Origin of the sequence: Lentzea pudingi (genome assembly GCF_014646255.1) — a bacterium.
Classification (GTDB): Bacteria; Actinomycetota; Actinomycetes; order Mycobacteriales; family Pseudonocardiaceae; genus Lentzea; species Lentzea pudingi.
This window is the reverse complement of record NZ_BMNC01000006.1, coordinates 204,227-226,152: the sequence shown is the minus strand read 5'-3', so window position 1 is coordinate 226,152 and position 21,926 is coordinate 204,227. Positions and strand designations below refer to the sequence as shown.

General features: G+C 68.7%; 24 protein-coding genes and 1 riboswitch. Of the genes, 12 read left to right on the top strand and 12 right to left on the bottom strand.

Going from position 1 to position 21,926, the window contains the following annotated elements:
- Nucleotides 1–9: 9 nt before the first annotated feature.
- Complete coding sequence (locus tag IEY88_RS22995; protein WP_189156874.1) at nt 10–243, top strand: hypothetical protein; 234 nt, start codon at nt 10–12, stop codon at nt 241–243.
- A 227-nt stretch (nt 244–470) separates the two neighbouring features.
- On the opposite strand, the gene IEY88_RS22990 is transcribed toward IEY88_RS22995, so the two are convergent.
- Together IEY88_RS22990 and IEY88_RS22985 are read right to left on the bottom strand one after the other, a co-directional pair.
- Entirely contained in the window at nt 471–1,238 is a 768-nt protein-coding gene (locus IEY88_RS22990) for an enoyl-CoA hydratase/isomerase family protein (RefSeq protein ID WP_229693651.1), read from the bottom strand.
- Nucleotides 1,239–1,245: 7 nt separating this feature from the next.
- Nucleotides 1,246–2,202 carry a magnesium transporter CorA family protein gene (locus IEY88_RS22985; RefSeq protein ID WP_189156873.1) on the bottom strand — a complete coding sequence of 319 codons (957 nt, stop codon included), beginning with the start codon at nt 2,200–2,202 and terminating at the stop codon, nt 1,246–1,248.
- A gap of 69 nt (nt 2,203–2,271) precedes the next feature.
- On the opposite strand from IEY88_RS22985, the gene IEY88_RS22980 reads away from it, so the two are divergent.
- The gene (locus tag IEY88_RS22980) at nt 2,272–3,597 is read left to right on the top strand and encodes a serine/threonine-protein kinase (protein ID WP_229693650.1); all 1,326 of its coding nucleotides are present in this window, start codon (nt 2,272–2,274) and stop codon (nt 3,595–3,597) included.
- On the opposite strand, the gene IEY88_RS22975 is transcribed toward IEY88_RS22980, so the two are convergent.
- Both IEY88_RS22975 and IEY88_RS22970 read right to left on the bottom strand, forming a co-directional pair.
- On the bottom strand, nt 3,582–4,439 hold the full coding sequence (locus IEY88_RS22975; protein WP_189156872.1) for a hypothetical protein: 858 nt from the start codon (nt 4,437–4,439) through the stop codon (nt 3,582–3,584). The genes IEY88_RS22980 and IEY88_RS22975 overlap by 16 nt on opposite strands.
- Complete coding sequence (locus IEY88_RS22970; protein ID WP_229693721.1) at nt 4,432–4,923, bottom strand: RNA polymerase sigma factor; 492 nt, start codon at nt 4,921–4,923, stop codon at nt 4,432–4,434. Before IEY88_RS22970 ends, IEY88_RS22975 begins: the two co-directional genes overlap by 8 nt.
- A 79-nt stretch (nt 4,924–5,002) precedes the next feature.
- Here IEY88_RS22970 and IEY88_RS22965 point away from each other — a divergent pair, with 79 nt between their 5' ends.
- Nucleotides 5,003–5,488 (top strand): GNAT family N-acetyltransferase, encoded by a 486-nt coding sequence (locus IEY88_RS22965; RefSeq protein WP_189156870.1) that lies wholly within the window; start codon nt 5,003–5,005, stop codon nt 5,486–5,488.
- 32 nt (nt 5,489–5,520) lie between these two features.
- Nucleotides 5,521–6,813, top strand: coding sequence for a YVTN family beta-propeller repeat protein (locus IEY88_RS22960; RefSeq protein WP_189156869.1), 1,293 nt, complete (start codon nt 5,521–5,523; stop codon nt 6,811–6,813).
- 25 nt (nt 6,814–6,838) lie between these two features.
- Here the strand turns inward: IEY88_RS22960 and IEY88_RS22955 are convergent, their stop codons facing one another.
- Complete coding sequence (locus IEY88_RS22955) at nt 6,839–7,027, bottom strand: MbtH family protein (protein ID WP_189156868.1); 189 nt, start codon at nt 7,025–7,027, stop codon at nt 6,839–6,841.
- Between the two features lie 113 nt (nt 7,028–7,140).
- On the opposite strand from IEY88_RS22955, the gene idi reads away from it, so the two are divergent.
- On the top strand, nt 7,141–7,725 hold the full coding sequence (idi, locus tag IEY88_RS22950; protein WP_189157205.1) for an isopentenyl-diphosphate Delta-isomerase: 585 nt from the start codon (nt 7,141–7,143) through the stop codon (nt 7,723–7,725).
- On the opposite strand, the gene IEY88_RS22945 is transcribed toward idi, so the two are convergent.
- The 3 genes from IEY88_RS22945 to IEY88_RS22935 all read right to left on the bottom strand — a co-directional run bounded on the left by IEY88_RS22945 (nt 7,711) and on the right by IEY88_RS22935 (nt 12,185).
- A complete protein-coding gene (locus IEY88_RS22945; protein WP_189156867.1) occupies nt 7,711–8,748 on the bottom strand; it encodes a ribonucleotide-diphosphate reductase subunit beta in 1,038 nt (345 codons plus the stop codon). The two genes, idi and IEY88_RS22945, sit on opposite strands and share 15 nt — an antisense overlap.
- Nucleotides 8,748–11,120 carry a ribonucleoside-diphosphate reductase subunit alpha gene (locus tag IEY88_RS22940; RefSeq protein WP_229693649.1) on the bottom strand — a complete coding sequence of 791 codons (2,373 nt, stop codon included), beginning with the start codon at nt 11,118–11,120 and terminating at the stop codon, nt 8,748–8,750. Before IEY88_RS22940 ends, IEY88_RS22945 begins: the two co-directional genes overlap by 1 nt.
- A gap of 107 nt (nt 11,121–11,227) precedes the next feature.
- Nucleotides 11,228–11,439, bottom strand: a riboswitch (cobalamin riboswitch).
- A gap of 197 nt (nt 11,440–11,636) precedes the next feature.
- Nucleotides 11,637–12,185 carry a LysE/ArgO family amino acid transporter gene (locus IEY88_RS22935; protein WP_189157203.1) on the bottom strand — a complete coding sequence of 183 codons (549 nt, stop codon included), beginning with the start codon at nt 12,183–12,185 and terminating at the stop codon, nt 11,637–11,639.
- A gap of 99 nt (nt 12,186–12,284) precedes the next feature.
- On the opposite strand from IEY88_RS22935, the gene IEY88_RS22930 reads away from it, so the two are divergent.
- The 6 genes from IEY88_RS22930 to IEY88_RS22905 are packed head-to-tail and all read left to right on the top strand — an operon-like array spanning nt 12,285 to nt 15,939.
- Entirely contained in the window at nt 12,285–13,142 is an 858-nt protein-coding gene (locus IEY88_RS22930) for a LysR family transcriptional regulator ArgP (protein WP_189157202.1), read from the top strand.
- Nucleotides 13,143–13,159: 17 nt separating this feature from the next.
- Nucleotides 13,160–13,900 (top strand): SDR family NAD(P)-dependent oxidoreductase, encoded by a 741-nt coding sequence (locus tag IEY88_RS22925; RefSeq protein ID WP_444543337.1) that lies wholly within the window; start codon nt 13,160–13,162, stop codon nt 13,898–13,900.
- Nucleotides 13,901–13,932: 32 nt separating this feature from the next.
- The gene (locus IEY88_RS22920) at nt 13,933–14,688 is read left to right on the top strand and encodes a DUF998 domain-containing protein (protein ID WP_229693648.1); all 756 of its coding nucleotides are present in this window, start codon (nt 13,933–13,935) and stop codon (nt 14,686–14,688) included.
- Complete coding sequence (locus tag IEY88_RS22915) at nt 14,613–15,023, top strand: type III secretion system chaperone family protein (protein WP_189156866.1); 411 nt, start codon at nt 14,613–14,615, stop codon at nt 15,021–15,023. Before IEY88_RS22920 ends, IEY88_RS22915 begins: the two co-directional genes overlap by 76 nt.
- Nucleotides 15,023–15,589: a TIGR03086 family metal-binding protein gene (locus IEY88_RS22910; protein WP_189156865.1), complete on the top strand. Its 567-nt coding sequence runs from the start codon at nt 15,023–15,025 to the stop codon at nt 15,587–15,589. The genes IEY88_RS22915 and IEY88_RS22910 overlap by 1 nt, the downstream gene beginning before the upstream one ends.
- A gap of 11 nt (nt 15,590–15,600) precedes the next feature.
- On the top strand, nt 15,601–15,939 hold the full coding sequence (locus IEY88_RS22905; protein ID WP_189156864.1) for a condensation domain-containing protein: 339 nt from the start codon (nt 15,601–15,603) through the stop codon (nt 15,937–15,939).
- 59 nt (nt 15,940–15,998) lie between these two features.
- On the opposite strand, the gene IEY88_RS22900 is transcribed toward IEY88_RS22905, so the two are convergent.
- From IEY88_RS22900 to IEY88_RS22885, 4 genes are read right to left on the bottom strand one after another with little or no spacing between them, the layout of a single operon-like run.
- On the bottom strand, nt 15,999–16,724 hold the full coding sequence (locus tag IEY88_RS22900) for a class I SAM-dependent DNA methyltransferase (protein ID WP_189156863.1): 726 nt from the start codon (nt 16,722–16,724) through the stop codon (nt 15,999–16,001).
- Nucleotides 16,717–17,385 (bottom strand): DUF3800 domain-containing protein, encoded by a 669-nt coding sequence (locus IEY88_RS22895; protein WP_189156862.1) that lies wholly within the window; start codon nt 17,383–17,385, stop codon nt 16,717–16,719. Before IEY88_RS22895 ends, IEY88_RS22900 begins: the two co-directional genes overlap by 8 nt.
- The gene (locus IEY88_RS22890; protein WP_189156861.1) at nt 17,385–19,001 is read right to left on the bottom strand and encodes a vWA domain-containing protein; all 1,617 of its coding nucleotides are present in this window, start codon (nt 18,999–19,001) and stop codon (nt 17,385–17,387) included. The genes IEY88_RS22895 and IEY88_RS22890 overlap by 1 nt, the downstream gene beginning before the upstream one ends.
- Entirely contained in the window at nt 18,998–20,059 is a 1,062-nt protein-coding gene (locus IEY88_RS22885) for an ATP-binding protein (RefSeq protein WP_189156860.1), read from the bottom strand. The genes IEY88_RS22890 and IEY88_RS22885 overlap by 4 nt, the downstream gene beginning before the upstream one ends.
- Nucleotides 20,060–20,215: 156 nt before the next feature.
- Here IEY88_RS22885 and IEY88_RS22880 point away from each other — a divergent pair, with 156 nt between their 5' ends.
- Nucleotides 20,216–21,901 carry a cellulase family glycosylhydrolase gene (locus IEY88_RS22880; protein ID WP_229693647.1) on the top strand — a complete coding sequence of 562 codons (1,686 nt, stop codon included), beginning with the start codon at nt 20,216–20,218 and terminating at the stop codon, nt 21,899–21,901.
- The last annotated feature ends 25 nt before the right edge of the window (nt 21,902–21,926 follow it).

Genomic DNA, 21,926 nt, shown 5'->3' with positions numbered 1-21,926 from the left:
GGGCCGTTCGTGGCGGACTTCGTGGTGGTGCTGCCGGGGGCCGCGGAGCTGCTCGGGGCGGCTGAGGAACTGCTGGGGGTGCTGGTCGAGGTGGCGCTGGTGCTGTCGGCGATGGGAGTCGGTTGGGCCGCTTTCGTCGGGGAGCAGGCGGCCAACGCGATGACACCACCGGTCAGCAGTACGGCCAATCTCAGTCTCACGGCTGGTTCTACCTCCACGCGCGTTCACGACGGGGGACCGTGAACTCGCTGATTGTGTCGTCGGCCGTTGCGGAATGTGTACAAAACTCGTGCGACGGAGTTCGTACGGGGCCGTTGAACGGTCAGCACGATGCCTCGGACGACCGGAGGAGTCAAGCGGATCTCCTTGCGCCGCAACATCATCTTCCGCCCGGCGGGGAATGCTCCATCCGTGTGAGCAGGTAGATCACGGTTTTATCACCGAGTCATATGATTCTTTGATGTGTGAGATCAGCGACCCGTGAAAGACGCACGGCCGGGACCGTCCGTGAGGAAGCTGTGCACAGCGCGTGGCAGGTCCTCGGTCTCGAACAACGCCGACGCGATCGTCGTGACGTGAGCGTCGGCCTCCGGGACGCCGCCGTTCTCGAAATGCGCGAGCACCTGTTTGGTCGCGAAGTGTGCTTGCGTCGGACCGGCCGCGAGAGACAAAGCGAACTGCTCGGCCGCCAATGCGAACCCCTCGTCGGGGAACACCCGGTTGACGACATTCCACCGTTCCAGCGTGGCCGCGTCGTAAAGGTCGCCGGTCATCACGAACTCCTTCGCGCGACCCACGCCCGCCCGCGCCGCCAGCCGCTGCGTGCCGCCCATCGTCGGCGTCAGGCCCACGACCTTCTCGACCAGCCCGAACCGCGCCGACGAGGAGGCCAGGATCAGGTCGCACGCCACCGCCAGCTCGAAAGCCCAGGTCAGGCACAACGCGTGCGCGGCGAACACGGTCGGGATCGGCAACGCGGCCAACCGCTGGGGCAGCACCAGCATGCGGTCGAACAGCTGCTGCGCCTCGGCGCGGTACTCCTGCGCGGCGAACAGCGACACGTCCACGCCGCCCGACACGACCTTGCCCGAGGCGTTGACCAGCAGTGCCCGCGCGTCCCCGAGCTCGTCCAGGGCCTCGTGGAACTCCGCGTCGAGGTCGAGGGAGTAGAGGTTGAGCGGCGGCGCGTCGATCGTGATGATCGCGAGCTCGTCGCGGCGGGTCAGGTGGATCTTCACAGCCTTGTCACAACCAATCGCGGCGCTTGAACATCAGGTACAGGAAGTACGAAAGGCCGAAGATACCCAGCGTGGAGACCCAGACCCCCCACTTCTGCTCGAAGCCGGGGTACGGGACGTTCATGCCGTAGTAGCCCGAGATCGCCGTCGGCACCGCGATGATCGCGGCCCAGCTGGTGACCTTCTTCATGATCGAGTTGAGCCGGTTGCCCTGCACGGCGACCTCGGCCTCGCGCAGGTTCGTGATCAGCTCCCGCATCGACTCGGTCAGCTCGGCCGTGAACAGCGTGTGGTCCTTCACGTCCAGGTAGTACGGCATCATCACGTCGTCCACGAGGTCGTGCTCACGGTGCAGCAGCGACCCGAGCACCTCACGCATCGGCGACGCGACACGCCTGAGCTGCACCAGCGCCCGCCGCAGTTGCAACGCTTTGCGCCCGACGTGCGGCTTCTCCTCGTAGATCCGGTCCTCGAGGGCCTCGATGTCGTCGTCGAGCGCCTGGGCCGCCGCGTAGTGGCCGTCCACGACGTCGTCGAGCAGCCCGTGCAGCAGGAACCCGATGCCCGACGAGGCGAGCGTCGGCGCGCTGTCCCACCGCCGCTCCACGCCTTCGAGCGAGTAGTCCTCACTCTCGCGCACCGTCACGAGCACGTTCTTCGTCACGAAGACATCGACCTCGCACGCCTTCATCTCGTGCTTTTCGTATTGCACCGCGTACACCGAGAGGAACAGATGAGTGGGATAGCGGTCGACCTTCGGGCGCTGCCGCTCGGAGAACGCGTCCTCGATCGCGAGCTCGTGCAACCCCAGTTCGTCGCGCAACAGACCTATCTCGGCCTCGGACGGCGCGCAGAGGTCGAACCACACGACGGCGGAGTGATCTTCGAGACGCTCGGCGACCTCCGTGACCGGGAAGTCCCTGTCCACGAGTTCGCCATTGCGGTACAAGCGGGTCCGGCCCATGGGTGACAACGATACGTAGATCTACTCAGATGTGAGGTTTCGGCCCGAGTTCCCGCTACCCTCGATCCGGTGAAGGTGGACCAACCACAACGCATCGGGGACTACCTGCTCTTGGGCAGGCTTGGTCGTGGTGCCATGGGAACGGTCTACCTGGGACAAGGCAGTGACGGCCGCCAGGTCGCGGTCAAGGTCGCCCGTGCCGAGCTGGCCGACGACCCGCGCTTCCGGGAGCGGTTCCGCCGCGAGGTGCAGATGGCCCGCGCGGTCGGCAGCGCCGGCACCGCCGCGGTGGTGGACGCCGACACGCGCGCGCCCCGCCCGTGGATGGCCACCGAGTACGTGCCCGGCCCGACGCTGCAAGAGGCGATCGAACGGCACGGCCCGTTGCCGGAGCACCATCTGAGACGACTCGCCGAGGGTCTGGCCGAGGCGCTCACCGCGATCCACCGCGCAGGCCTCGTGCACCGCGACCTCAAGCCGTCGAACGTGCTCCTGGGAGCCGACGGACCCCGCGTCATCGACTTCGGCATCTCGCGCGCGATGGAGCACACGGCGCTGACGGAGACCGGCATGGTCTTCGGCACGCCCGGCTTCCTCTCGCCCGAGCAGATCACCGGCCAGGATGTCGCGTCCCCGAGCGACGTCTTCGCGCTCGGCGCCGTGCTGGTCTACGCGGCGACGGGCCAGGGCCCGTTCGGCGAGGGCCCGACGGCCACCTTGCTCTACAAGGCCGCGCACGGCGAGCCGGACATCGACGGCGTGCCCAAGGCGCTGCGGCCGCTGGTGCAGAAGTGCATGCACCGCGACCCGGCCAAGCGCCCGGAGCCGGCCGAGGTGACGCGCCTGCTCTCCCAGGTCGTGACGCCGAAGGCGCCGACCACCAAGCTGCCCGCCCCGATGACACCCGCCGCCGCGACGTTCTCGACGTCGCGGTTCGTGCCGATGGCGTGGGGCGGCCTGAACCTCGCCGTGGCCCTGCTCGCCGCCGCGATCGCCGACCCGGCCGCACAGGCCAACGGCGCCACGCAGCTGCTCGCGCTCGCCGCGTTCTGCGTGCTGCTCGTGCGCGCGGTGCGGTACTTCAGCGCCGCCGCACGCCGCAAGGTCGTCATCGAGATCAGCCGCGAGGGCATCGCCACGACGCGCAACGGCAAATTCCACCAGTACTGGTGGTACGAGCTCGCACGGGTGCGCGTCGTGCCGCACAAGAAACGGCCGTGGGTCGTCGTGTGGCTGAAAGACCCGGCGCCGCGCCGCTTCTTCGGCGCGCACCACGGCGGTGTGCGGGTGTTCCCGGTCGCCCACGAACGCACCAGGAGGCGGCGCGAGCGCGACGTCGCCGAGCTGCGCGCCGCCCTGGCCTGGTACCTGCCGCGTTCCTACGACGGGCGCTGATCGGCCCACTCGTAGGTGACCGTGACGCTCAACGCCGGCGTGCCGCCGGGCAGCCTGAAGTCGACCGGCGCGTCCACGTTCATGCCGGCCACCTCACCGGTGGCGGGATCGACCTGGAACACCCACCGGCTGCCCTCGGCGAACACCTTCCCGTTGTCCCAGCGGATCGCGGGGTCCTCGGCGAGCCTGCGGTAGAGCGCGGCCTTCTCCTCGGTGGTGGTGAACGGGGACAGCATGGCGGGCGCCACGGCCTCCAGTTTCTCGAAGCCGTTGACGGGCAACGGCTTCGAGAGGCTGTCCTCCTTGCACGGGGTGGCCGCGCAGAACGAGTTCCACAGGACCGCGCCGCTGACCTGGCCCCCGATCTCCTCGATCGGCCGCTGCGGACCGGTGACCGCCCGGTGCTCGCCGGTGAACCTGCGGTAGATCACCACCATCTCGTCCGGCGCGGCAGGCAGCCACACGTCGTACTCGAACTTGACCGAGGTCGCGTCGAACGGCGGCTCGGCGTGCGTGACCAGCTGCCACACCTGGTACTTGAAGTGCCGGTACTTCGCGGCCGGCCGCCCCGTCCGCTCCAGCAGCGCCGCCGCCTCCGCCAGCGAAGTGGCGGGGGCGACCGGCATGGTCGTGGGCGCGTCCCGGGAGACGGGCCGCAGCGTCACCACGAGCCCGGTGATCATGACCACCGCCGCGGCCGCCGCGGCGATGCCGATCCAGCGTCGCGAACGGCGTGGCGGCTTCTCGGCGAACAACCGCTCGCGCAACCGGGCCATCCGCACGTCGTCGGCCGGCCGCACCGAGTACAGCTCGGCGAGGTCGTCGTCCAGCACGTCACGCATGTTCCACTTCCTTCAGCTTCGCGCGCAGGCGGTGCAGACGCGACCGGGCGGTGCCGGGGTTGAGGTCGAGGGCTTCCGCCGCTTCCTGCACGGACAGGCCGGCCAGCGACACGAGCAGCACCAGGTCGCGGTCGGCCTGGGTCATCCTGGCCAGCTCGCGGGCGATCCGGCGCAGGTGCGCGCGGGAGTCGATGCGGGTGACCACCGTGTGCTCCAGCGACTCGGCGACGCCGACGTCGACGCCGTACCGTTCGGCGGTGCGCAACAGGCGGGTCTCGCGCTTGGCGTGGCCGCGCAGCAGGTTCGTGGCTATGCCGTAGAGCCAGCCGACGACGCTGCCCCTCTCCGGGTCGTAGCCGGCCTCACCGCGCATGGCGGCGAGGAAGGTCTCGCTGACCAGGTCGTCAGCGACGTCGACGCCCACCCGTCGCGCCAGGTAGCGGTGCAACGGATGGGCGTGCTCGTCGAACAGCTCCGCGAACATCACGTCCCCAGTTGGCTTCCCGTGGCACCGGTGTTGCAGTGACCTGAATCACAGTTGATGGGCTTTCGATGATGGTCCCATGACCAACTGGACCGTGACGGCCGCCGACGCCGCGCGTTCGCCGCTCAACCGCGAGTACAACGCGGAGATGATCAGCCGCTACTGGGGCCGCCCGGCCGGCGAGGCCGAGATCGACGCGTACGAACGCGACGAGCAAGATCACGACGTACCGGTGTTCCTCGTCGCGTCCCGCGATGGCAGCGATGTCGGCTGTCTGGGGATGCGCTTCCTCGACAACGGTGTCGGTGAACTGACGCGGATGTTCGTGCGCGAGCCGTTCCGCGGGCGGGGCGTCGCGTCGGCGTTGATCACCGCGATGGAGGCCGAGGCGACGGCACGCGGCCTCACGGCGTTGCGGCTCGACACCCGCGCGGACCTGGTGGAAGCCAGGAGTCTCTACGCCAAGCGCGGGTTCGTGGAGATTGCTCCGTACAACGCAGCCGAATACGCCGATCACTGGTTCGAGAAGAGGCTAACGTCCTCTCGCCCAGCCGCGATGTCCTGAAGGGTCGGGATGACTCGCAGGAGGCTTCGAAAATGCGGTTGCGTCCATTGGTGATGGCGGTCGCCGTCACCTCGGCACTGGTGGTGACCCCGGCCCAGGCGGCTCCCGCCGGCCGGGTGCTCGGTTACGTCGCCAACAACGGCGGCGGGGTGTCGGTGATCGACACGGCCACGAACGCGGTGTCCACGACGATCGCCGACAGCGGCGGCAACTCGCCGTACATGGCGGCGGTCGCGTTCGACGGAACTCGCGGCTACGTGACGAACTCCGTGCAGAACACGCTGACGGTCATCGACACGCCGACCAACACGGTCGACAAGTCCATTCCCGTCGGGCTGCACCCGGCGGGCGTCGCGGTGGCACCCGGTGGCGGCTTCGCCTACGTCACCAACTACCTCGACGGCACGGTGTCCGTGGTCGACACGGCCACGCTCGCGGTCACCGCGACCGTCACGGTCGGCTCGAACGCCGACGGCGTCGTCGTGACGAAGGACGGTTCCGCCGTCTACGTCACGCACGACACCCCCGGTCCGGGCAAGGTCTCGGTCATCGACACGACGTCCAACACCGTCGTCTCCACGATCGGCGTGGGCAACGCGGCCACCGCCATCGCGGCCTCGGCCGACGGCACGCGGATGTACGTGGTCAACAAGGGTTCGGACAGCGTCTCCGCCATCGACGTCGCCTCGCGCACCGTCGTCGGCACCGCGGCCGTCGGCTTCACGCCGCACGGCATCGCGTTGACGCCCAACGGCACCCGCGCGTACGTGACGAACAGCGAGTTCGACTCGGTGTCCGTCGTGGACCTCACGACGATGACCGAACTGCGCAAGATCGTCGTCGGCGACCGCCCGATCAGCGTGGCCCTCACGCCGGACGGCGCGTCGGCCTACGTGACGAACTTCAACAGCAACACGGTGTCGGTCATCGACACGGCGTCCGGCACGGTCACCGGCACCATCGCCGTCGGCCAGCGCCCGGTGGGCATCGCGGTCAACTTCGTGCCGCCCGCCTCGTCGAAGCTCGCGGCCGGGTCCGCCCAGCTGCAGTTGCGGCTCCTCGGTTTCACGGTCCGCTCGCTCGACGCGACGCTGACCGACAAGCACACCGGGGCGCCGATCGCGGGCCAGCAGGTCGTCTTCCGCACGGTGAAGGGCAACCCGCTCTGCACCGCGACGACCACCTCGTCCGGCAAGGCCACCTGCGACGCGCAGGCGTCACTGCTGGTCGGCCTCGCCACACTGCTGCAGGGCTTCACGGCCTCGTACGCGGGCAACAACGAGCACGGTGGCGCCTCGTCACACGGGTACATCACCCTGCTGTAGAAGTTCGGCCGGTGGCAGGAGTTCGCTAAGCGGCCATCGGGACGTCGACGCGGAGCGCGTCCACGTAGTCCGCACAGGACTGCCTGGACGCGACTCCGTGGACGACCTGCCACCCGGCGGGCACCTGCAGCACCGCGGGCCAGATCGAGTACTGGCCCGTCGGGCTGACCAGCACCAGGAACATGGTGTGAGCCTGAGCTAACGGGGATGTCATGTCCCCAGAGTGACCTGCGCCACCTAGGGCGCGGCTATCCGCACGCTCGAGCTCTCACCCGACCGCGCGGTTCCCGTTCCCCGCCCGCGTGTGATTACGTGGTGCCCGTGACTGTGGAACAGGTGGTCCTCCTGGCCGAGGACGGTTCGGCCATCGGCGTCGAGGACAAAGCAGTGGTGCACCACGCGGACACCCCGCTGCACCTGGCGTTCTCGAGCTACGTCTTCGACTCGGCCGGCAACACGATCCTCACCCGCCGGGCTCTGCACAAGAAGACCTTCCCCGGACTGTGGACGAACACCTGCTGCGGCCACCCCCTCCCGGCGGAGGACATGGAGCAGGCAGTGCTGCGGCGCCTGCGGGACGAGCTCGGCATGAAGGTCGCCTCCGCCGAGCTGGTACTGCCCGCCTTCCGCTACCGCGCGGTCATGGACGGCGTCGTCGAGAACGAGATGTGTCCGGTGTTCCGCGTTCTCACCGACGACGAGCCGGCGCCGAACCCGGACGAGGTCGACTCGACCGAGCGGGTTCCGTGGGCCGAGTTCGCGGCTTCCGTGCTGGACGGGACGCGGGAGATCTCCCCGTGGTCGAAGCTGCAGGTCGCCGAGCTCGTGCGGCTCGGGCCCGATCCGCTGGCGTGGCCTGTCGCGGACCGGGCCGGGCTCCCTACCGCGGTGGTGCTGTCACCACTCCAGTGATCCGCCGTTCTGGTACTCGATGACACGGGTCTCGAAGAAGTTCTTCTCCTTCTTCAGATCCATCATCTCCGACATCCACGGGAACGGGTTCTCCGTCGTCTCCCACACCGGCTCCAGGCCGAGCTGTGCGCACCGGCGGTTCGTGATGAACCGCATGTACTGCTCGCACAGCTCGGCGTTCAGCCCCAGGACGCCGTTCGGCATGGTGTCGCGGCCGTACGCGATCTCCAGCTCGCAGCCCTCCGCGAGCATGGTCCGCACCTCCTTCTGGAACACGTCGTTCCACAGGTGCGGGTTCTCGATCTTGATCTGGTTGATCGCGTCGATGCCGAAGTTCAGGTGGATCGACTCGTCGCGCAGGATGTACTGGTACTGCTCGGCGATGCCGACCATCTTGTTGCGCCGGCCCAGCGACAGGATCTGCGCGAACCCCGTGTAGAACCACATGCCCTCGAAGACCACGTAGAACGCCACGAGGTCCTTGAGGAACGCCTGGTCCATCTCCGGCGTGCCGGTCCGGAACTCCGGGTCCTCCAGGTGCTGCGTGAACTGCAACGCCCACGCGGCCTTGTCCGTGATGGACGGGATCTCCCGGTACATGTTGAACAGCTCGCCGTCGTCGAGACCGAGCGACTCGCAGATGTACTGGAACGTGTGGGTGTGCACGGCCTCCTCGAAGGCCTGGCGCAACAGGTACTGACGGCACTCCGGGTTCGTCAGGTGCCGGTACACCGCGAGCACGATGTTGTTGGCCACCAACGACTCGCTCGTCGCGAAGAACCCGAGGTTGCGCTTGATCATCAGGCGCTCGTCGTCGGTCAGCCCGTCCTTCGACTTCCACAGGCTGATGTCCGCCTGCATGGACACCTCGGTGGGCATCCACGCGTTGTTGCAGCCCGCCAGGTACTTCTCCCACGCCCAGTGGTACTTCAACGGCAGCAGCTGGTTGACGTCGGCACGGCAGTTGATCATCGCCTTGTCGTCGACGCTCACCCGCGCCGCGCCTGCCTCGATGTCGTTCATCACTGGCACGCCTCGCAGTCGGGGTCGGTGATGGAGCAGTTCGGGTCCACAGCCACGGGCGAGACGGCGTTGAGCTTGCCGTCCGTCCCTTGCAGCGTGGACTTCTCCACGTGCGTCGCACTCTGCGTGCGCAGGTAGTACGTGGTCTTCAGCCCGCGCAACCACGCCAGCTGGTAGAGCTCGTCGAGCTTGCGGCCGCTCGGCGCCGAGAGGTACAGGTTCAGCGACTGCGCCTGGTCGATCCACTTCTGCCGGCGGCTGCCCGCCTCGATCAGCCACGAGCTGTCGACCTCGAACGCCGTGGCGTACAACGCCTTCAGGTACGGCGGCACCCGGTCGATCGCACCCAGGCTGCCGTCGTGCAGCTTCAGGTCCGAGATCATCTGCTCGTCCCACAGCTTGCGCTGCTTCAAAGCCCGCACCAGATCCGGGTTGATCACGGTGAAGTCACCGGACATGTTCGACTTCACGTACAGGTTGCGGTACAGCGGTTCGATCGACTGGTTCACGCCGGTGATGTTCGCGATCGTCGCGGTGGGCGCGATCGCCATGACGTTCGAGTTCCGCATGCCCTTGCGAGCCTTCTCGCGGATCCTCGGCCAGTCCATCGTGGACCCGCGGTCCTGCTCCAGCTCATCCTCGGCGCGTGTTTCGGCGAGGAGCTCGACCGAGTCGATCGGCAGGATCCCCCTGCTCCACAACGACCCCTCGAACGACCGGTACGCGCCGCGCTCCGCTGCCAGGTCAGCCGACGCCTCGATGGCGTAGTAGCTGATCTCCTCCATGCTGCGGTCGGCGAACTCGACGGCCTCCTTGCTCGCCATCGGCGTGCCGAGCGTGAACAGCGCGTCCTGGAAGCCCATCAGGCCCAGACCGACGGGCCGGTGCTTCAGGTTGGAGTTCCTGGCTTCCGGGATCGTGTAGTAGTTCACGTCGATCACGTTGTCGAGCATGCGCACCGCGGTGCGCACGGTCTTCTCGAGCCTCGCGTGGTCGATGCCCTGGTCCGTGACGTGCTGCGCGAGGTTGACGCTGCCGAGGTTGCAGACCGCGACCTCGTCGATCGTGGTGTTCAGGGTGATCTCGGTGCACAGGTTGGACGAGTGCACGACACCGTTGTGCTGCTGCGGCGACCGCAGGTTGCACGGGTCCTTGAACGTGATCCACGGGTGGCCGGTCTCGAACAGCATCGTGAGCATGCGCCGCCACAGGTCGACTGCCGGGAGGCGGCGGAAGACCTTGATCTCGCCGTTGTCGGCCTTCTGCTCGTAGGCGCGGTACTTCTCGGCGAACGCCGTGCCGAACGCGTCGTGCAGGTCCGGCACCTCGTCGGGGGAGAAGAGCGTCCACTGGCCGTTCGCGCGCACGCGGCGGAGGAACTCGTCCGGCACCCAGTTCGCCGTGTTCATGTCATGGGTACGGCGGCGTTCGTCGCCGGTGTTCTTGCGGAGGTCGAGGAACTCCTCGACGTCGATGTGCCAGGTTTCGAGGTACGCGCAGACGGCGCCCTTGCGTTTTCCTCCCTGATTCACGGCTACGGCCGTGTCGTTCGCGATCTTCAGGAACGGCACCACACCCTGGGACTTCCCGTTGGTCCCCTTGATGTGCGCCCCGATGCCCCGCACCGGGGTCCAGTCGTTGCCCAGCCCGCCCGCGAACTTGGACAGCAGCGCGTTGTTGCTGATGCCGTGGAAGATCGCGGCCAGGTCGTCGTCGACGGTGGTGAGGAAGCACGACGACAGCTGCGGGCGCGTGGTGCCCGAGTTGAACAGGGTCGGCGTCGAGCACATGAAGTCGAACGACGAGAGCAGCTCGTAGAACTCAATGGCGCGGGCGTTGCGGTCGTCCTCTTCCAACGCCAAGCCCATGGAGACGCGCATGAAGAACGCCTGCGGCAGCTCGTAGCGGCGGTCGTCGTGGTGCAGGAAGTAGCGGTCGTACAGGGTCTGCATGCCCAGGAACTGGAAGTTCAGGTCGCGCGAGGCGTCCAGAGCTTCGCCCAGGCGGGCCAGGTCGAAGTCGGCGAGGCGGGGGTCGAGCTGGCCGAACTCGATGCCGTCGCGGACGAACTGGGCGAAGTACGCGGGGTAGCGCTCGGTCATCTCGGCGTGCGACAGCGGTTCTCCGCAGGCCTCGGCGCGCAGCTTGTCCAGCAGCAGGCGGGCGCTGACGTAGGAGTAGTCCGGGTCGTGCTCGACCATGGTGCGGGCGGCCATGATCGGCGCCAGCGCCAGTTCGGCGTCGGTGATGCCGGCGTAGAGGGTGCGCTTGGTCTCGGCCAGGACCGCCTCGGCCGACGCGTTGGGCAGGTCGGCGCACGCTTCGTTGACGACCCCGGAAAGGCGGTCCAATGGGGTTGGGCGGTCGGGCACGCTCTCTCCTCCGAGATCTGCCCGAGGAAATGCGTGCGCGCGCCAGCGGACGACACCACTGGTGCACACAGCCGCCCTCCCTCGGGGCACCGTGTCGTGCGCGCAGGCTTGCGCGCACACCAGTGGCAGGTCTTCGGACTCGTGGGCGTCCTCCTCGCGCCTACCGGCCGTCGCTTCCCAGGTCGCGGGACCCAGTGCTTCGTTGACGGCTTTCGTTCCCACTCACCGCTGCGGGGCAGTCCCGGGTTCTCACCGGGTTCCCTCTTTCCTCACCTACCCGGTTGAGCCGAGTCGGTGAACCACCAGCGCGGCAGATACTACATGTGGTGGTGGGGTCTGGATCACCACCCAACATGCGCGTGTCGTGGGCTAGGGTCGGACACGTGGGTGATCTTCGGCCTCGGGTCGTCTTCGGTGCTCTGGTCGGCGCGGGACTCGCTTCGGCGTCCCTTTTCGTCGGCGCGGCGGCACCCGTGACGTGCGGTGTCCTGGCGGTGGCGGCGGTGCTGGTGATGATCACCACCCGGCGATCAGGGTCACCCCGAGAGTGATCATCACGGCGGCGATCAGGCCGTCGAGCGCCCGCCACGCGCGAGGCTTCGCGAACAGCGGGCTGAGCAGGCGCGCGCCGAACCCGAGCGCGACGAACCACGTGATGCTCGCGGTCACCGCACCGACTCCGAACAACCACCGGCCGGCCGCGATCGACCCGAGCAGCAGCAGTGTGTCGAGGTAGACGTGCGGGTTGAGCCATGTCAGCGCCAGCGCGGTCAGCACGGGCCGGCTGCTGGTCTCCGCCGCGGCGTTCAGCGCCGACGGCCTGAACGCCCGCCGCGCCGCGAGAAACCCGTATCCCAGCAGGAAAATTCCGCCGACGACGGCCGCGACGGTGATGGCCGCGGGGAACGCCCGCACGATCGCCCCGAACCCGGCGACGCCCACCGCGACGAGGATCGCGTCCGAGAGGGCGCACACGGCGACGACCTTCGCGACCGCGTGCCGCCGAAGTCCTTGGCGCAGCACGAAAGCGTTCTGCGCGCCGATTGCGACGATCAGGGTCATCATGGTGCCGAAGCCGAGCAGCAGGTCTCTCACGCGGTCCAAGGTATTGATGCGCTCTTGATGAGACCAGCTAAAGATTCTTACGTATCATTAGCTGTCGTGATGGATCTGGACCTGGTTCGGACGCTGCTCGCGGTCGTCGACGCAGGCACGTTCGACGCTGCCGCCGCCGCGCTGCACGTCACGCCTTCCGCTGTCTCACAACGCATCAAGGCGCTGGAGCAACGCACCGGGCGTGTGCTGCTGGTGCGGGCACGACCGGTGCGGCTGACCCCGTCGGGCGAGGTGATCGTCCGCTACGGTCGGCAACTGCTCGTCCTGGACCAGGACCTCGACGCGGCACTCGGCGAGGACGCCGTGGTGCGGGTGCCGATCGCGGTGAACGCCGACTCGCTCGCCACCTGGTTCCTGCCCGCCCTGCACCGGGTCTCGCCGGAGCTCAGGATCTCGTTCGACCTGCACCGCGAGGACCAGGACCACACGACGGCGTTGCTGAGGCAGGGTCAGGTGATGGCGGCGGTGACGTCCTCGCGTGAACCGGTCGCGGGCTGCTCGGTGACCAAACTCGGCGAGATCCGTTACGCGGCAATGGCCTCGAAGTCCTTTGTGGACCAGAACGAACGTGGCCCGTTGAAGTCGTGGTTGCCGGCAGCGCCGGTGATCGTGTTCGACCGCAACGACGACCTGCAGGACCGGTTCGTGCGCACGCTGACCCGTGGCCGCGGCGCCTCGGAACACCGCCACCACGTCCCGTCGTCCGAGGTGTACGTGCGGGCGATCGTGACCGGCCTCGGCTGGGGAATGGTGCCGCCGCAACAACTCCAGGCGGGCCTGGTCGACCTCGCGCCGGGCCGCACCATCTCCGTGCCGCTGTACTGGCAGCAGTGGAAGCTCGACTCGCCGGCACTGACCGCGGTCGCCGAGGCCGTGGCCGCCGAAGCGCGCGTGGCGTTGCGTTAGGGGTTAGCCTCCCAGGCATGACCGGCGAACCGATGAACCTCGACGGGAAGATCGCAGTCATCTACGGCGCGGGCACGATCGGCGGCGCGATCGCGAGTGCGTTCGCGCGGGCGGGAGCCGAGGTCCACCTGGCCGCCCGCACCGAGGCGTCGCTGAAGGCCAAGGCCGAGGAACTCGGGGTCGCATACGCCGTGGTCGACGCGCTCGACGAACGGAGCGTGGACGAGCACGCGGCGACGCTCGACCGGATCGACATCTCGGTCAACGTCATCTCCGACAACGACGTCCAGGGCACGCCGCTGCACGAGATGAGCGTCGACGACTACTTGAGCCCCGTCGTCACCAATGTCCGCTCGAAGTTCCTCACGGCCCGCGCCGCCGCCCGGCACATGATCAGGCAGGGCGGGGGAGTCATCCTGTTCTTCGGTGGCACGAGCGACGGTCGGGTGCACCGGCGCTGGCAGCTCGGAGGCCTGGTCGCGGCGTTCGACGCAGTCGAGGCGATGCGCCGTCAGCTCGCGGCCGAACTGGGCCCGCACGGCGTCCGGACGGTGACGCTGCAGACCGGCGGCATCCCGGAGTCCATCCCCGAGAGCTTCCGCGACCAGGTCGAACCCGACATCGTCGGCCAGACGGCGCTCGGCAGGGCGGCGACGCTGGAGGACGTCGGCAGGGCGGCGGTGTTCGCGGCCTCGGACTGGGGTCGCACGATCACCGGAGCGCAGGTCAACATCACGTGCGGCGCGATCCTGAGCTGAACCTGTCGAGTGCCTGGGTGGAACCTGTCGGGTTGCTGAACCCAGGAACCCGGCGCACCGGCCCCGGCGTTGTCCGGTATGTGCTGATACCTCGACTAGCCGCCGCCGGCGGTTCCCTCGCCGTCGTCGCGACGATCGCCATGGTCGGCGCGCTGGACCTGACGGTCGGGCCGCTGCGTCGCACGATCAGCGAGTACGCGCTGGGCGACTACCGCCCGGTGTTCGACGTCGCCGTGCTGCTGCTGGCCGTCGGATCGCTCGCGATCCTCGGCGTGCTGATCCACAAGGGGCTGGCGCGGTGGCGGTCGGCCGGTTCGATCGCGCTCGCCCTGTGGTCCGCCGGCCTGTTCCTCGTGGTGGCGTTCCCGAAGACGAACTGGGCGTTGGGCACCAACGAGCTGAGCGGCAGCATTCACCGGTTCGGCAGCATGGTCGCGTTCGTGAGCCTGCCGATCGCGATCATCGCACTCGCCCGGCCGTGGCTCAGGGACCACCTGTGGGGGCGACACGCCAGATGGACGATGGCGTCCGGTTTGTTGAGCGTTGTCGCATTCATGCCGCTGCTCTACGCCATTGTGCTGGGCATGGTCTCGGACGTTCGGTGGTGGCGCGTGTTCCCGTTGGGGTACATCGAGAGGATCTTGCTCATCGCCGAGGTCGGCGCCGTGCTCGTGGTCGGGCTGTGGGCCGTCGCGGCCAGTAGGGTTGCGCCATGGCGAGTTGGGGAGACCTCGCGGATTACGTCCGCGCCGAGTACGACGTCATCGAGGACCAGGGCGAGGAGCTGAGGATCCTCTTCACCTTCGGGGACGTGGAGGAGGACGAGGACGACCGCACCCAGGTCGTGATCATCGTCCGGGAAGTGCTCGACAAGATGCACGAGTGGGTGCAGATCGCCTCCCCGTGCGGGCTGGCGTCGCAGGTGGACCTCCGCACCGTCCTGGAGGAGGTGGGCAACTCCACCGTCGCGTGCGGTCTCGCGATCATGGGGGAGCACGTCGTGGTGCGGCACTCCTTGCCGCTCAAGGACCTCGACATCCACGAGTTCACCGACCCGCTCCAGCTGCTCGCCGGTACCGCGGACACGTTGGAAGAACAGTTCTGGGGAGGCGACGGCTACTGATGTTCGACCTGACTCCTGCGGCTGAGCAGCTCGCTGGCTTGGTGCGCAACGTGACGGACGGCGACCTCAAGGCGCCGACCCCGTGCCCCGGCTACTCGGTCGGCGACCTGCTGGACCACGTGAACGGCCTGTCGGTCGCGTTCACGATGGCGGCGCGCAAGACCCCGTTGGAGGGCACCGGTTCCGGCGACGCGGCCCGACTGCCGATCGACTTCCGCGAGTCCGTGCCGCAGCGGCTGGCCGAGCTCGCGACGGCCTGGCGCGAGCCGGAGGCGTGGGAGGGCATGACCCGCGCGGGCGGTGTCGACCTGCCCGGTGAGGTCGCGGCAGCCGTGGCGCTCGACGAGATCGTGCTGCACGGCTGGGACCTCGCGAAGGCGACCGGGCAGCCGTTCGAGGTCGAGGAAGGCCTGCTCCAGGTCGTCCACGGCTTCGTGTCGTCGATCGGCCCCGACGACCGCGACGGTTCCTTGTTCGGGGCGGCGGTCGAGGTCGACTCGAACGCGCCCCTGCTCGACCGTGTCCTGGGACTCAGTGGGCGCGATCCCGGGTGGAACCTAGGTTAGGCTCTCCTAATGTGAGAGCCATTACGGTGCAGGTTCGGGCAGGGCTGGGCGTCGGACGCCTGGCCGCCGCCATGGAGTCCCTGGTGGAACTGCATCCCGAGCTGTGTCGTTCCGGCTTCGCGCACCACGAGGTCGCCGATCCCGCCGCCGCCACCCCCGCCGCCCTCGCGGAGGCGGAGGCGGGGCTCGACCTGCGGGCCGGCGTCCTGATGCACGTGGTGTGGCTCGACGCCGGGCCCGCGCACTCCGGCCGGTTGGTGCTGGTGCTGCACGACATCGTGGCCGACCGGCTGCCCCGGATCCTGCCGTGGCTGGTGCGGGCGTGGAAGCAGCCGGCGTTCGTCAGCTGACACCGTTCGCTGCCAGTTGGTGGACAGGTGGCGCGAACGCGTTCCCCGTCCCGCCGCGCTCAGGGTCGTCGTGTGGAAGCCGGTCCAACGCTGACCTTGCGGGCCACGAACACGTACTCGCGCCCCGGCCGGTCCGGCGCGTCCCGCACGTCGACGACCTCGAAACCGGAACGGACCAGGCTCTGCTCGACCTCGGGCCGCGAGCGGAACCGCAGGGTCGAGTCCGAGGCGATCACCGACCCGTCGGTGAACCGGTAGCTGTGCCGGAAAGAGACGAACGGCAGGCTCACGTCGAGCAGTTCGAGCTGCTGCCGGACCCCGCCGCGCACCCTCGGTTCCGCCCGCGCCCACTCCTCCCAGGCGCGCTGCTCCGGCCGCCGGGTCTCGAACACGAAGTGGCCGCCGGGGCGCAACGCGGCCCGCACACCCCGCAGCGTGGCCTCCCAGTCGTCGCCGAGGAACACCTGGGCCACGTTCCCGGTCATCGTCGCGAGGTCGACCTGGAGCGAGGGCAGCGTCGTCGCGTCGCCGTGGATCCACGTGACCCGGGAGTCCTTGGCGCGCGCGAGTTCGAGCGACGCCAGCGCGGGATCCACGCCCACGACGGTGAGCCCGGCGTCCGCCAGCAACGTCCCGAGGCACCCGGTGCCGCAGCCGACGTCCAGCGCGCTCTTCGCCCTGAGCTCGGCGGCGATCCCCACGTACAGGTCCAGGTCGTCGCGCGCGCCGTCGAAGGCGTCGTAGACCCTTGCCAGTCGCGGATCGGCGAAAATCGCGTCAGGCATGCCACATCCTCGGTCCCACGACGAACGGCATCAGCAACTCGATCACCTCTCGGTCAGGCTTTCCGTACAGCTCTTCCTCCGCGACGCGCCGCGCGATGCCGGCCAGGAAGTCGGCCACCTGCACGCGGGCGTCGTACTGCGAGTCGACCAGGGTGAGGCTTTCGAGCCACGGCGCCAAGTTCTTGAGCTGCTGTATCCGGCCATCGGTCAGGGACAGCTGCTGGTCGTGCACGATCGACACCGGCCCTCCCCACTGGGCCACGGCCCGAAGGATAGCCGGGAACAACGGGTCGAGGTTCCCGCGAGGTCCCCTAGCGCGCAGCAGGTCGTTGTACAGCTCCAGAGGCCCGGTCACCGAACCGAACTCCGCCCGCACCCGCGAGGCCAGGAACCGCCGCTTGTCCACGAGCTGCACGCGGGCGCGACCGGCCAGCGGCCCGTCCGGCCCGAGGAACCACAGCAGCACCCAGCGGTTCTTCGTCCGCAGCAGGTGGTTCGCCTTGTACTCCAGGGCCGGCGACTTGATCATTTCGCGCAGCGTCTCGACACATCCCGAGGCCTCTGCCTCGGACAACGAGACGCCGGCGTGCGCGAAGACCGCCGTGACCCCGCCGACGAGCTTCTCGCCCTCGGACCCGGACTCGTCGCAGGCGATCTCCATCAGGACATCCGGAACACGGGCCCACGGGCGCGGAACGGCAGGCGCGCGCCCGCCGGTATCAGGAACGCGTGCTCGCGGCGGATCCGCAGCACGTCGCACCAGCCGTCGGTGATGACCAGGACCGGGCCGCTCGCGGGGAAGTCGCCGGCGCGGTCGAGCAGGTCGATGCCGGGCTGCAGCACCGTGCCCCCGCGCCCGCGCACCGTCACCCGTCCCGCGATGTCCTCCACGGGCACATATCCGGCGTCGTATGCCATCGCGTCACAGAAAACCACGCGTGCGGCGGGTACGTCACGTGCCGCGGCGTAGGAGGCGATCGCGCCGAGAGCCTTGCCCAGCAGCTTGGGGTCCATCGAACCGGACGTGTCGAGCACTACGCCGAACGTCGGCCGCGATTCCAGCGTCTCCGGCCGCACCCAGCCGGGCCGCGGAATGTCCGGAGTGGACGCTTGCCGCCGGGACGCACGCGCGTAGGTGCGCCGCTTCTCCACCGCCGGAACGAACTCCTCGAACCACCGCGCCAGCTGGGCGTCCCACGACAACGGAGGGTGCTCCAGCGCCCGGATCTCCTCGACCAGCCCGGCGGGCAGGAGCCCGCGCGCGGACGTGTGATGGCCCAGCCCGGTCAGCAACGCACGCCGGTAGAACTCGTCCAGGTCGGTGACGTCCGCGGGCCCGCGCAACGGTTCACCGAGCAGGTCGCCCTCGTGGTGGCCCCGCAACGTGAGCAGCTTGCGGTACCGCCGCAGGTCCACCGCGATCCGGTCGTACACCGACTCCGCTGACAGGCCGCGCAGCTCGGGATCGTGCAGCACGCCCTCCGGTGCCGTGCCGACGCCCATCTCGACGAGCCAGCCGTTCACCACGAAGTCCGCGGCGACGTTCCACAGGTACGGGTCGCGCCCGCCGACCCGGTCGCAGTGGCGCAGCGCGGCGTGCAGCATCTCGTGCGCGAGCACGAACCGCCACTCCTGCGCCGACAGGCCCGCCAACGGGTTCACGTAGATCTCGGCCGAGGCCGTGGACACCGCCGCGATCGAGATGTTCCAGCCGCGCGCCAGTTCGGCGTCCGCCACGACCGTCATCGTCGACGCCAGCGCGCCCAGCAGTGGATAGGACGACACGAACCAGCCGAGCGCGAGCTGCCACTGCGTCCTGACCGGCCGCTCGTCGGTCAGCGACGACCGCGCGCCCCCGGCCACGTCGATCGCGGCGACGGCGGCGTTGGACAGCCCGGCGGCGAACCGCTGCGCCCACTTCTCCGGATCCGCGGACCCGCCACCGCGCACGCACCTGTCCGGCTCCCACGAGGACGGGCGCGTTCCGAACTTCAGCGCGGGCTGGAAGTCGAGCACGTCCGCGCACGAGTGCGTGCCGAATCCGAGGTGCAGCAAGCAATGCGCGAACACCCACGCCCACTCGTCCTCGGTCGCCTTCCTCGTCGGATGGGCGAACAACGAGCCGTCCAGCGAGATGTCCGCCCACGGGTGTTCGGACTGCCGGCGCACCCACGTGCCGAGCGCGTCGAACAGCGGATGAGAGTCGATCCGCTTGTCCGCCGCGGCGAACGCCAGCGCGGCGGGGTCGACGTGGGCCTTGCGCGAACGGCGGCTCATGCGCGGGCCGCGACCAGCCGGGGCAGGTCGCGGGTGACCTCGACGAGGAACCACGCGGGCAGCACGGGGTTGCCGTCGTCGTCGGCCGCGATCACCATCTGCGCGATCTCCAGCGACAGCTCGGCCAGTTCCAGCAGCAGCGCCTTGCCGCGGTGCGCGAGCTGCTTGCCCGCCGCGGACGCGTGCGCCTTGTCGTGCGGCAGCTCCTTCACCAGCCGCGCGCGGAACGCCTCGCCCAGGAAGTACAGCAGGTCCCGGTCCCGGGGAGCCGACGGCCAGCGGGCGTCCCCGCGCAGCACGGCCTCCAACCCGAACGCGTTGCGCACCGTCTTCACGTACGCCTTGAACATCGAGGCGTGGTGTGCGGTGACCGTTCCGAAGGCCAGCACTCCCAGCAGGTCCTCGGAGATGTCGTCGCCGAACGAGCGCAGCGCGTCGGAGAGCATGTGCCAGCCACGCGGCGTGGAGAACGTCTCCTCGACCTTCGGGGCCGCGCTCCACAGGTGGTCCGGGCGCTGCGTCAGGTAGTCCAGCACCCACGGGTGGATGTCGCTCTCCCGCGCCCACGCCAGCCAGTCACGCGCGGACGCCGTGAGGTGCACGTGGATCATGCGGTTGACGAGCGCGGACGCCATCGGGCGCGCCAGGGCGTTGTCGGCCGCCCGGTTGCCGGCCCCGATCACGATGGAGCCCCGGGGCAGTTCGTAGGAGCCGATCCTGCGGTCGAGGATCAGCGAGTAGAACGCCTTCTGCACCTCGGGGGAGCTCGCGTTGAGCTCGTCGAGGAACAGGCAGTAGGGGTCGTGCCGCGCGATCGACTCCGGCGGGGCGAACCGCGATCGGCCACCGACCAGTTCCGGAACTCCGATGAGGTCCTCCGGCGCGAGCTGCGTGCCCAGCAGCGTGACGCACTCGAGGCCCAGCTCGGCGGCGAACTTCCGGACGAGTGAGGACTTGCCGATACCCGGTGCTCCCCAGAGGAAGACCGGTCGGACGACGGCGACGTGCAGCAGCACCTCCGGGAGCTGTGCTGGTGTCACGGTGGTTGTGGATCGCATGAGGGCTCGAGGATGCCTGATCGTCGTGTTCCGGTCGCCCGAATTTGTTGACACGGGCAGTGGTCCAGTGCTGTGATGCAAGCCACCACTGATAGGAAACCTTCTTAACTAAATCGCCGCCGCGCCCTGCAGTCCCTCTTGCCCAGGAGGCTCCCTGTGGTCAGACCCCTGATGTTGGTCGTCCCAGCAGCACTCGCAGTCGCTGTCGTCCCGGCCGTGGCCAACGCCGCCGTGGTCCAGTACCAGGCGGAGAGCGCGACCATCTCCAACGGCCTCGTCGAGTCGAACCACGCCGGCTTCACCGGCTCCGGTTTCGTCAACTACGACAACGAGGTCGGCAGCTCCGTCGAGTTCACCGTGAACGCGGGCACCGCCGGTCCGGCGACGCTCACGTTCCGGTTCGCCAACGGCCAGACGGCGAACCGCCCGATGGACATCTCGGTGAACGGCTCGGTGGCGGCGAGCCAGCTCTCGTTCCCGAGCACGGGCGCGTGGACGACGTGGACGACCAAGTCCACGACCGTCACCCTCAACGCGGGCTCGAACAAGATCAAAACTGTCGCGACGACGGTCAACGGCGGCCCGAACCTGGACCGGATCGACGTCGACGCCGGGTCGGGCACGCCGGACACCACGGCCCCGTCGGTTCCCGGCAACCTGCGCTCGACCGGCACCACGGCGACCTCGGTGTCACTGGCGTGGAACGCGTCCACCGACAACGTGGGCGTGACCGGGTACGTGCTGTCCAACGGGCAGACGGCAACCGGCACCACGCACACCGTCACCGGCCTGACGCCGGACACCGCGTACACCTTCACCGTGCAGGCGCGGGACGCGGCGGGCAACCTGTCCGGCGCGTCGAACTCCCTCTCGGTGCGCACCCAGCCGGGCACGCCCGGCGGCACCAGGCCGCACGACATCAACGGCCTGCTACGGGTGTGCGGTGTGCAGCTCTGCAACCAGTACGGCAAGCCGATCCAGTTGCGCGGCATGAGCACGCACGGCATCCAGTGGTACCACCAGTGCTCCAAGTCCCAGTGGTGGGACGCGCTGGTGAACGACTGGAACGCGGACTTCATCCGCGTCGCCATGTACATCCAGGAGGACGGGTACGAGACCGACCCCCGCAAGTTCACCGACATGATGCACGGCTACATCGAGGAAGCCACGCGCCGCGGCATCTACGTCCTCGTCGACTGGCACCAGCTCTCGCCCGGTGACCCGAACTACAACCTGTCCCGCGCCAAGACGTTCTTCACGGAGATCGCCAACCGGCACAAGGACAAGACCAACATCATCTACGACATCGCGAACGAGCCGAACGGCACGTCGTGGTCGAGGGTGAAGTCCTACGCCGAGCAGATGATCCCGGTCATCCGCACCATCGACCCGGACAGCCTCATCGTCTCGGGCACGAACGGCTGGTCGACGTTCGGCCACTCCGACGGCGACTCGCCGTCCGAAGTGCTGAACAACAGGGTCAACGCGACCAACTTCATGTACTCGTTCCACTTCTACGCCCAGGCCCACCGGGACGAGTACCTGAGCGTCCTGGACCAGGTGTCGAGCCAGGTCCCGGTGTTCGTGACCGAGTTCGGCACGCAGGCCGCGTCCGGTGGTGGGTCGAACGACTTCACCATGTCGCAGAAGTACATCGACCTGATGGCGCGCAAGAAGATCTCGTGGGCCAACTGGAACTTCTCCGACGACGGCCTGACGGGTGCGGTGTTCAAGACCGGCACCTGCTCGGGCACTACGTTCGCGGGCACCGGTGTGCTGAAGCCGGCCGGTGTGTGGGTGCGCGAGCGCATCCGGACGCCGGACAACTTTCCGACGTCTTGAGTTGAACTGAGCGGGGGTGTGGCCG

Excerpts from the sequence above, each read along its gene's own strand:
- IEY88_RS22985 (WP_189156873.1), bottom strand. The coding sequence starts at position 2,202 with ATGGGCCGGACCCGCTTGTACCGCAATGGCGAACTCGTGGACAGGGAC.
- IEY88_RS22975 (WP_189156872.1), bottom strand. The coding sequence starts at position 4,439 with ATGCGTGACGTGCTGGACGACGACCTCGCCGAGCTGTACTCGGTGCGG.
- IEY88_RS22970 (WP_229693721.1), bottom strand. The coding sequence starts at position 4,923 with ATGTTCGCGGAGCTGTTCGACGAGCACGCCCATCCGTTGCACCGCTAC.
- IEY88_RS22965 (WP_189156870.1), top strand. The coding sequence starts at position 5,003 with ATGACCAACTGGACCGTGACGGCCGCCGACGCCGCGCGTTCGCCGCTC.
- IEY88_RS22960 (WP_189156869.1), top strand. The coding sequence starts at position 5,521 with ATGCGGTTGCGTCCATTGGTGATGGCGGTCGCCGTCACCTCGGCACTG.
- IEY88_RS22955 (WP_189156868.1), bottom strand. The coding sequence starts at position 7,027 with ATGACATCCCCGTTAGCTCAGGCTCACACCATGTTCCTGGTGCTGGTC.
- IEY88_RS22945 (WP_189156867.1), bottom strand. The coding sequence starts at position 8,748 with ATGAACGACATCGAGGCAGGCGCGGCGCGGGTGAGCGTCGACGACAAG.
- IEY88_RS22935 (WP_189157203.1), bottom strand. The coding sequence starts at position 12,185 with ATGATGACCCTGATCGTCGCAATCGGCGCGCAGAACGCTTTCGTGCTG.
- IEY88_RS22930 (WP_189157202.1), top strand. The coding sequence starts at position 12,285 with ATGGATCTGGACCTGGTTCGGACGCTGCTCGCGGTCGTCGACGCAGGC.
- IEY88_RS22925 (WP_444543337.1), top strand. The coding sequence starts at position 13,160 with ATGACCGGCGAACCGATGAACCTCGACGGGAAGATCGCAGTCATCTAC.
- IEY88_RS22915 (WP_189156866.1), top strand. The coding sequence starts at position 14,613 with ATGGCGAGTTGGGGAGACCTCGCGGATTACGTCCGCGCCGAGTACGAC.
- IEY88_RS22910 (WP_189156865.1), top strand. The coding sequence starts at position 15,023 with ATGTTCGACCTGACTCCTGCGGCTGAGCAGCTCGCTGGCTTGGTGCGC.
- IEY88_RS22900 (WP_189156863.1), bottom strand. The coding sequence starts at position 16,724 with ATGCCTGACGCGATTTTCGCCGATCCGCGACTGGCAAGGGTCTACGAC.
- IEY88_RS22895 (WP_189156862.1), bottom strand. The coding sequence starts at position 17,385 with ATGGAGATCGCCTGCGACGAGTCCGGGTCCGAGGGCGAGAAGCTCGTC.
- IEY88_RS22890 (WP_189156861.1), bottom strand. The coding sequence starts at position 19,001 with ATGAGCCGCCGTTCGCGCAAGGCCCACGTCGACCCCGCCGCGCTGGCG.
- IEY88_RS22885 (WP_189156860.1), bottom strand. The coding sequence starts at position 20,059 with ATGCGATCCACAACCACCGTGACACCAGCACAGCTCCCGGAGGTGCTG.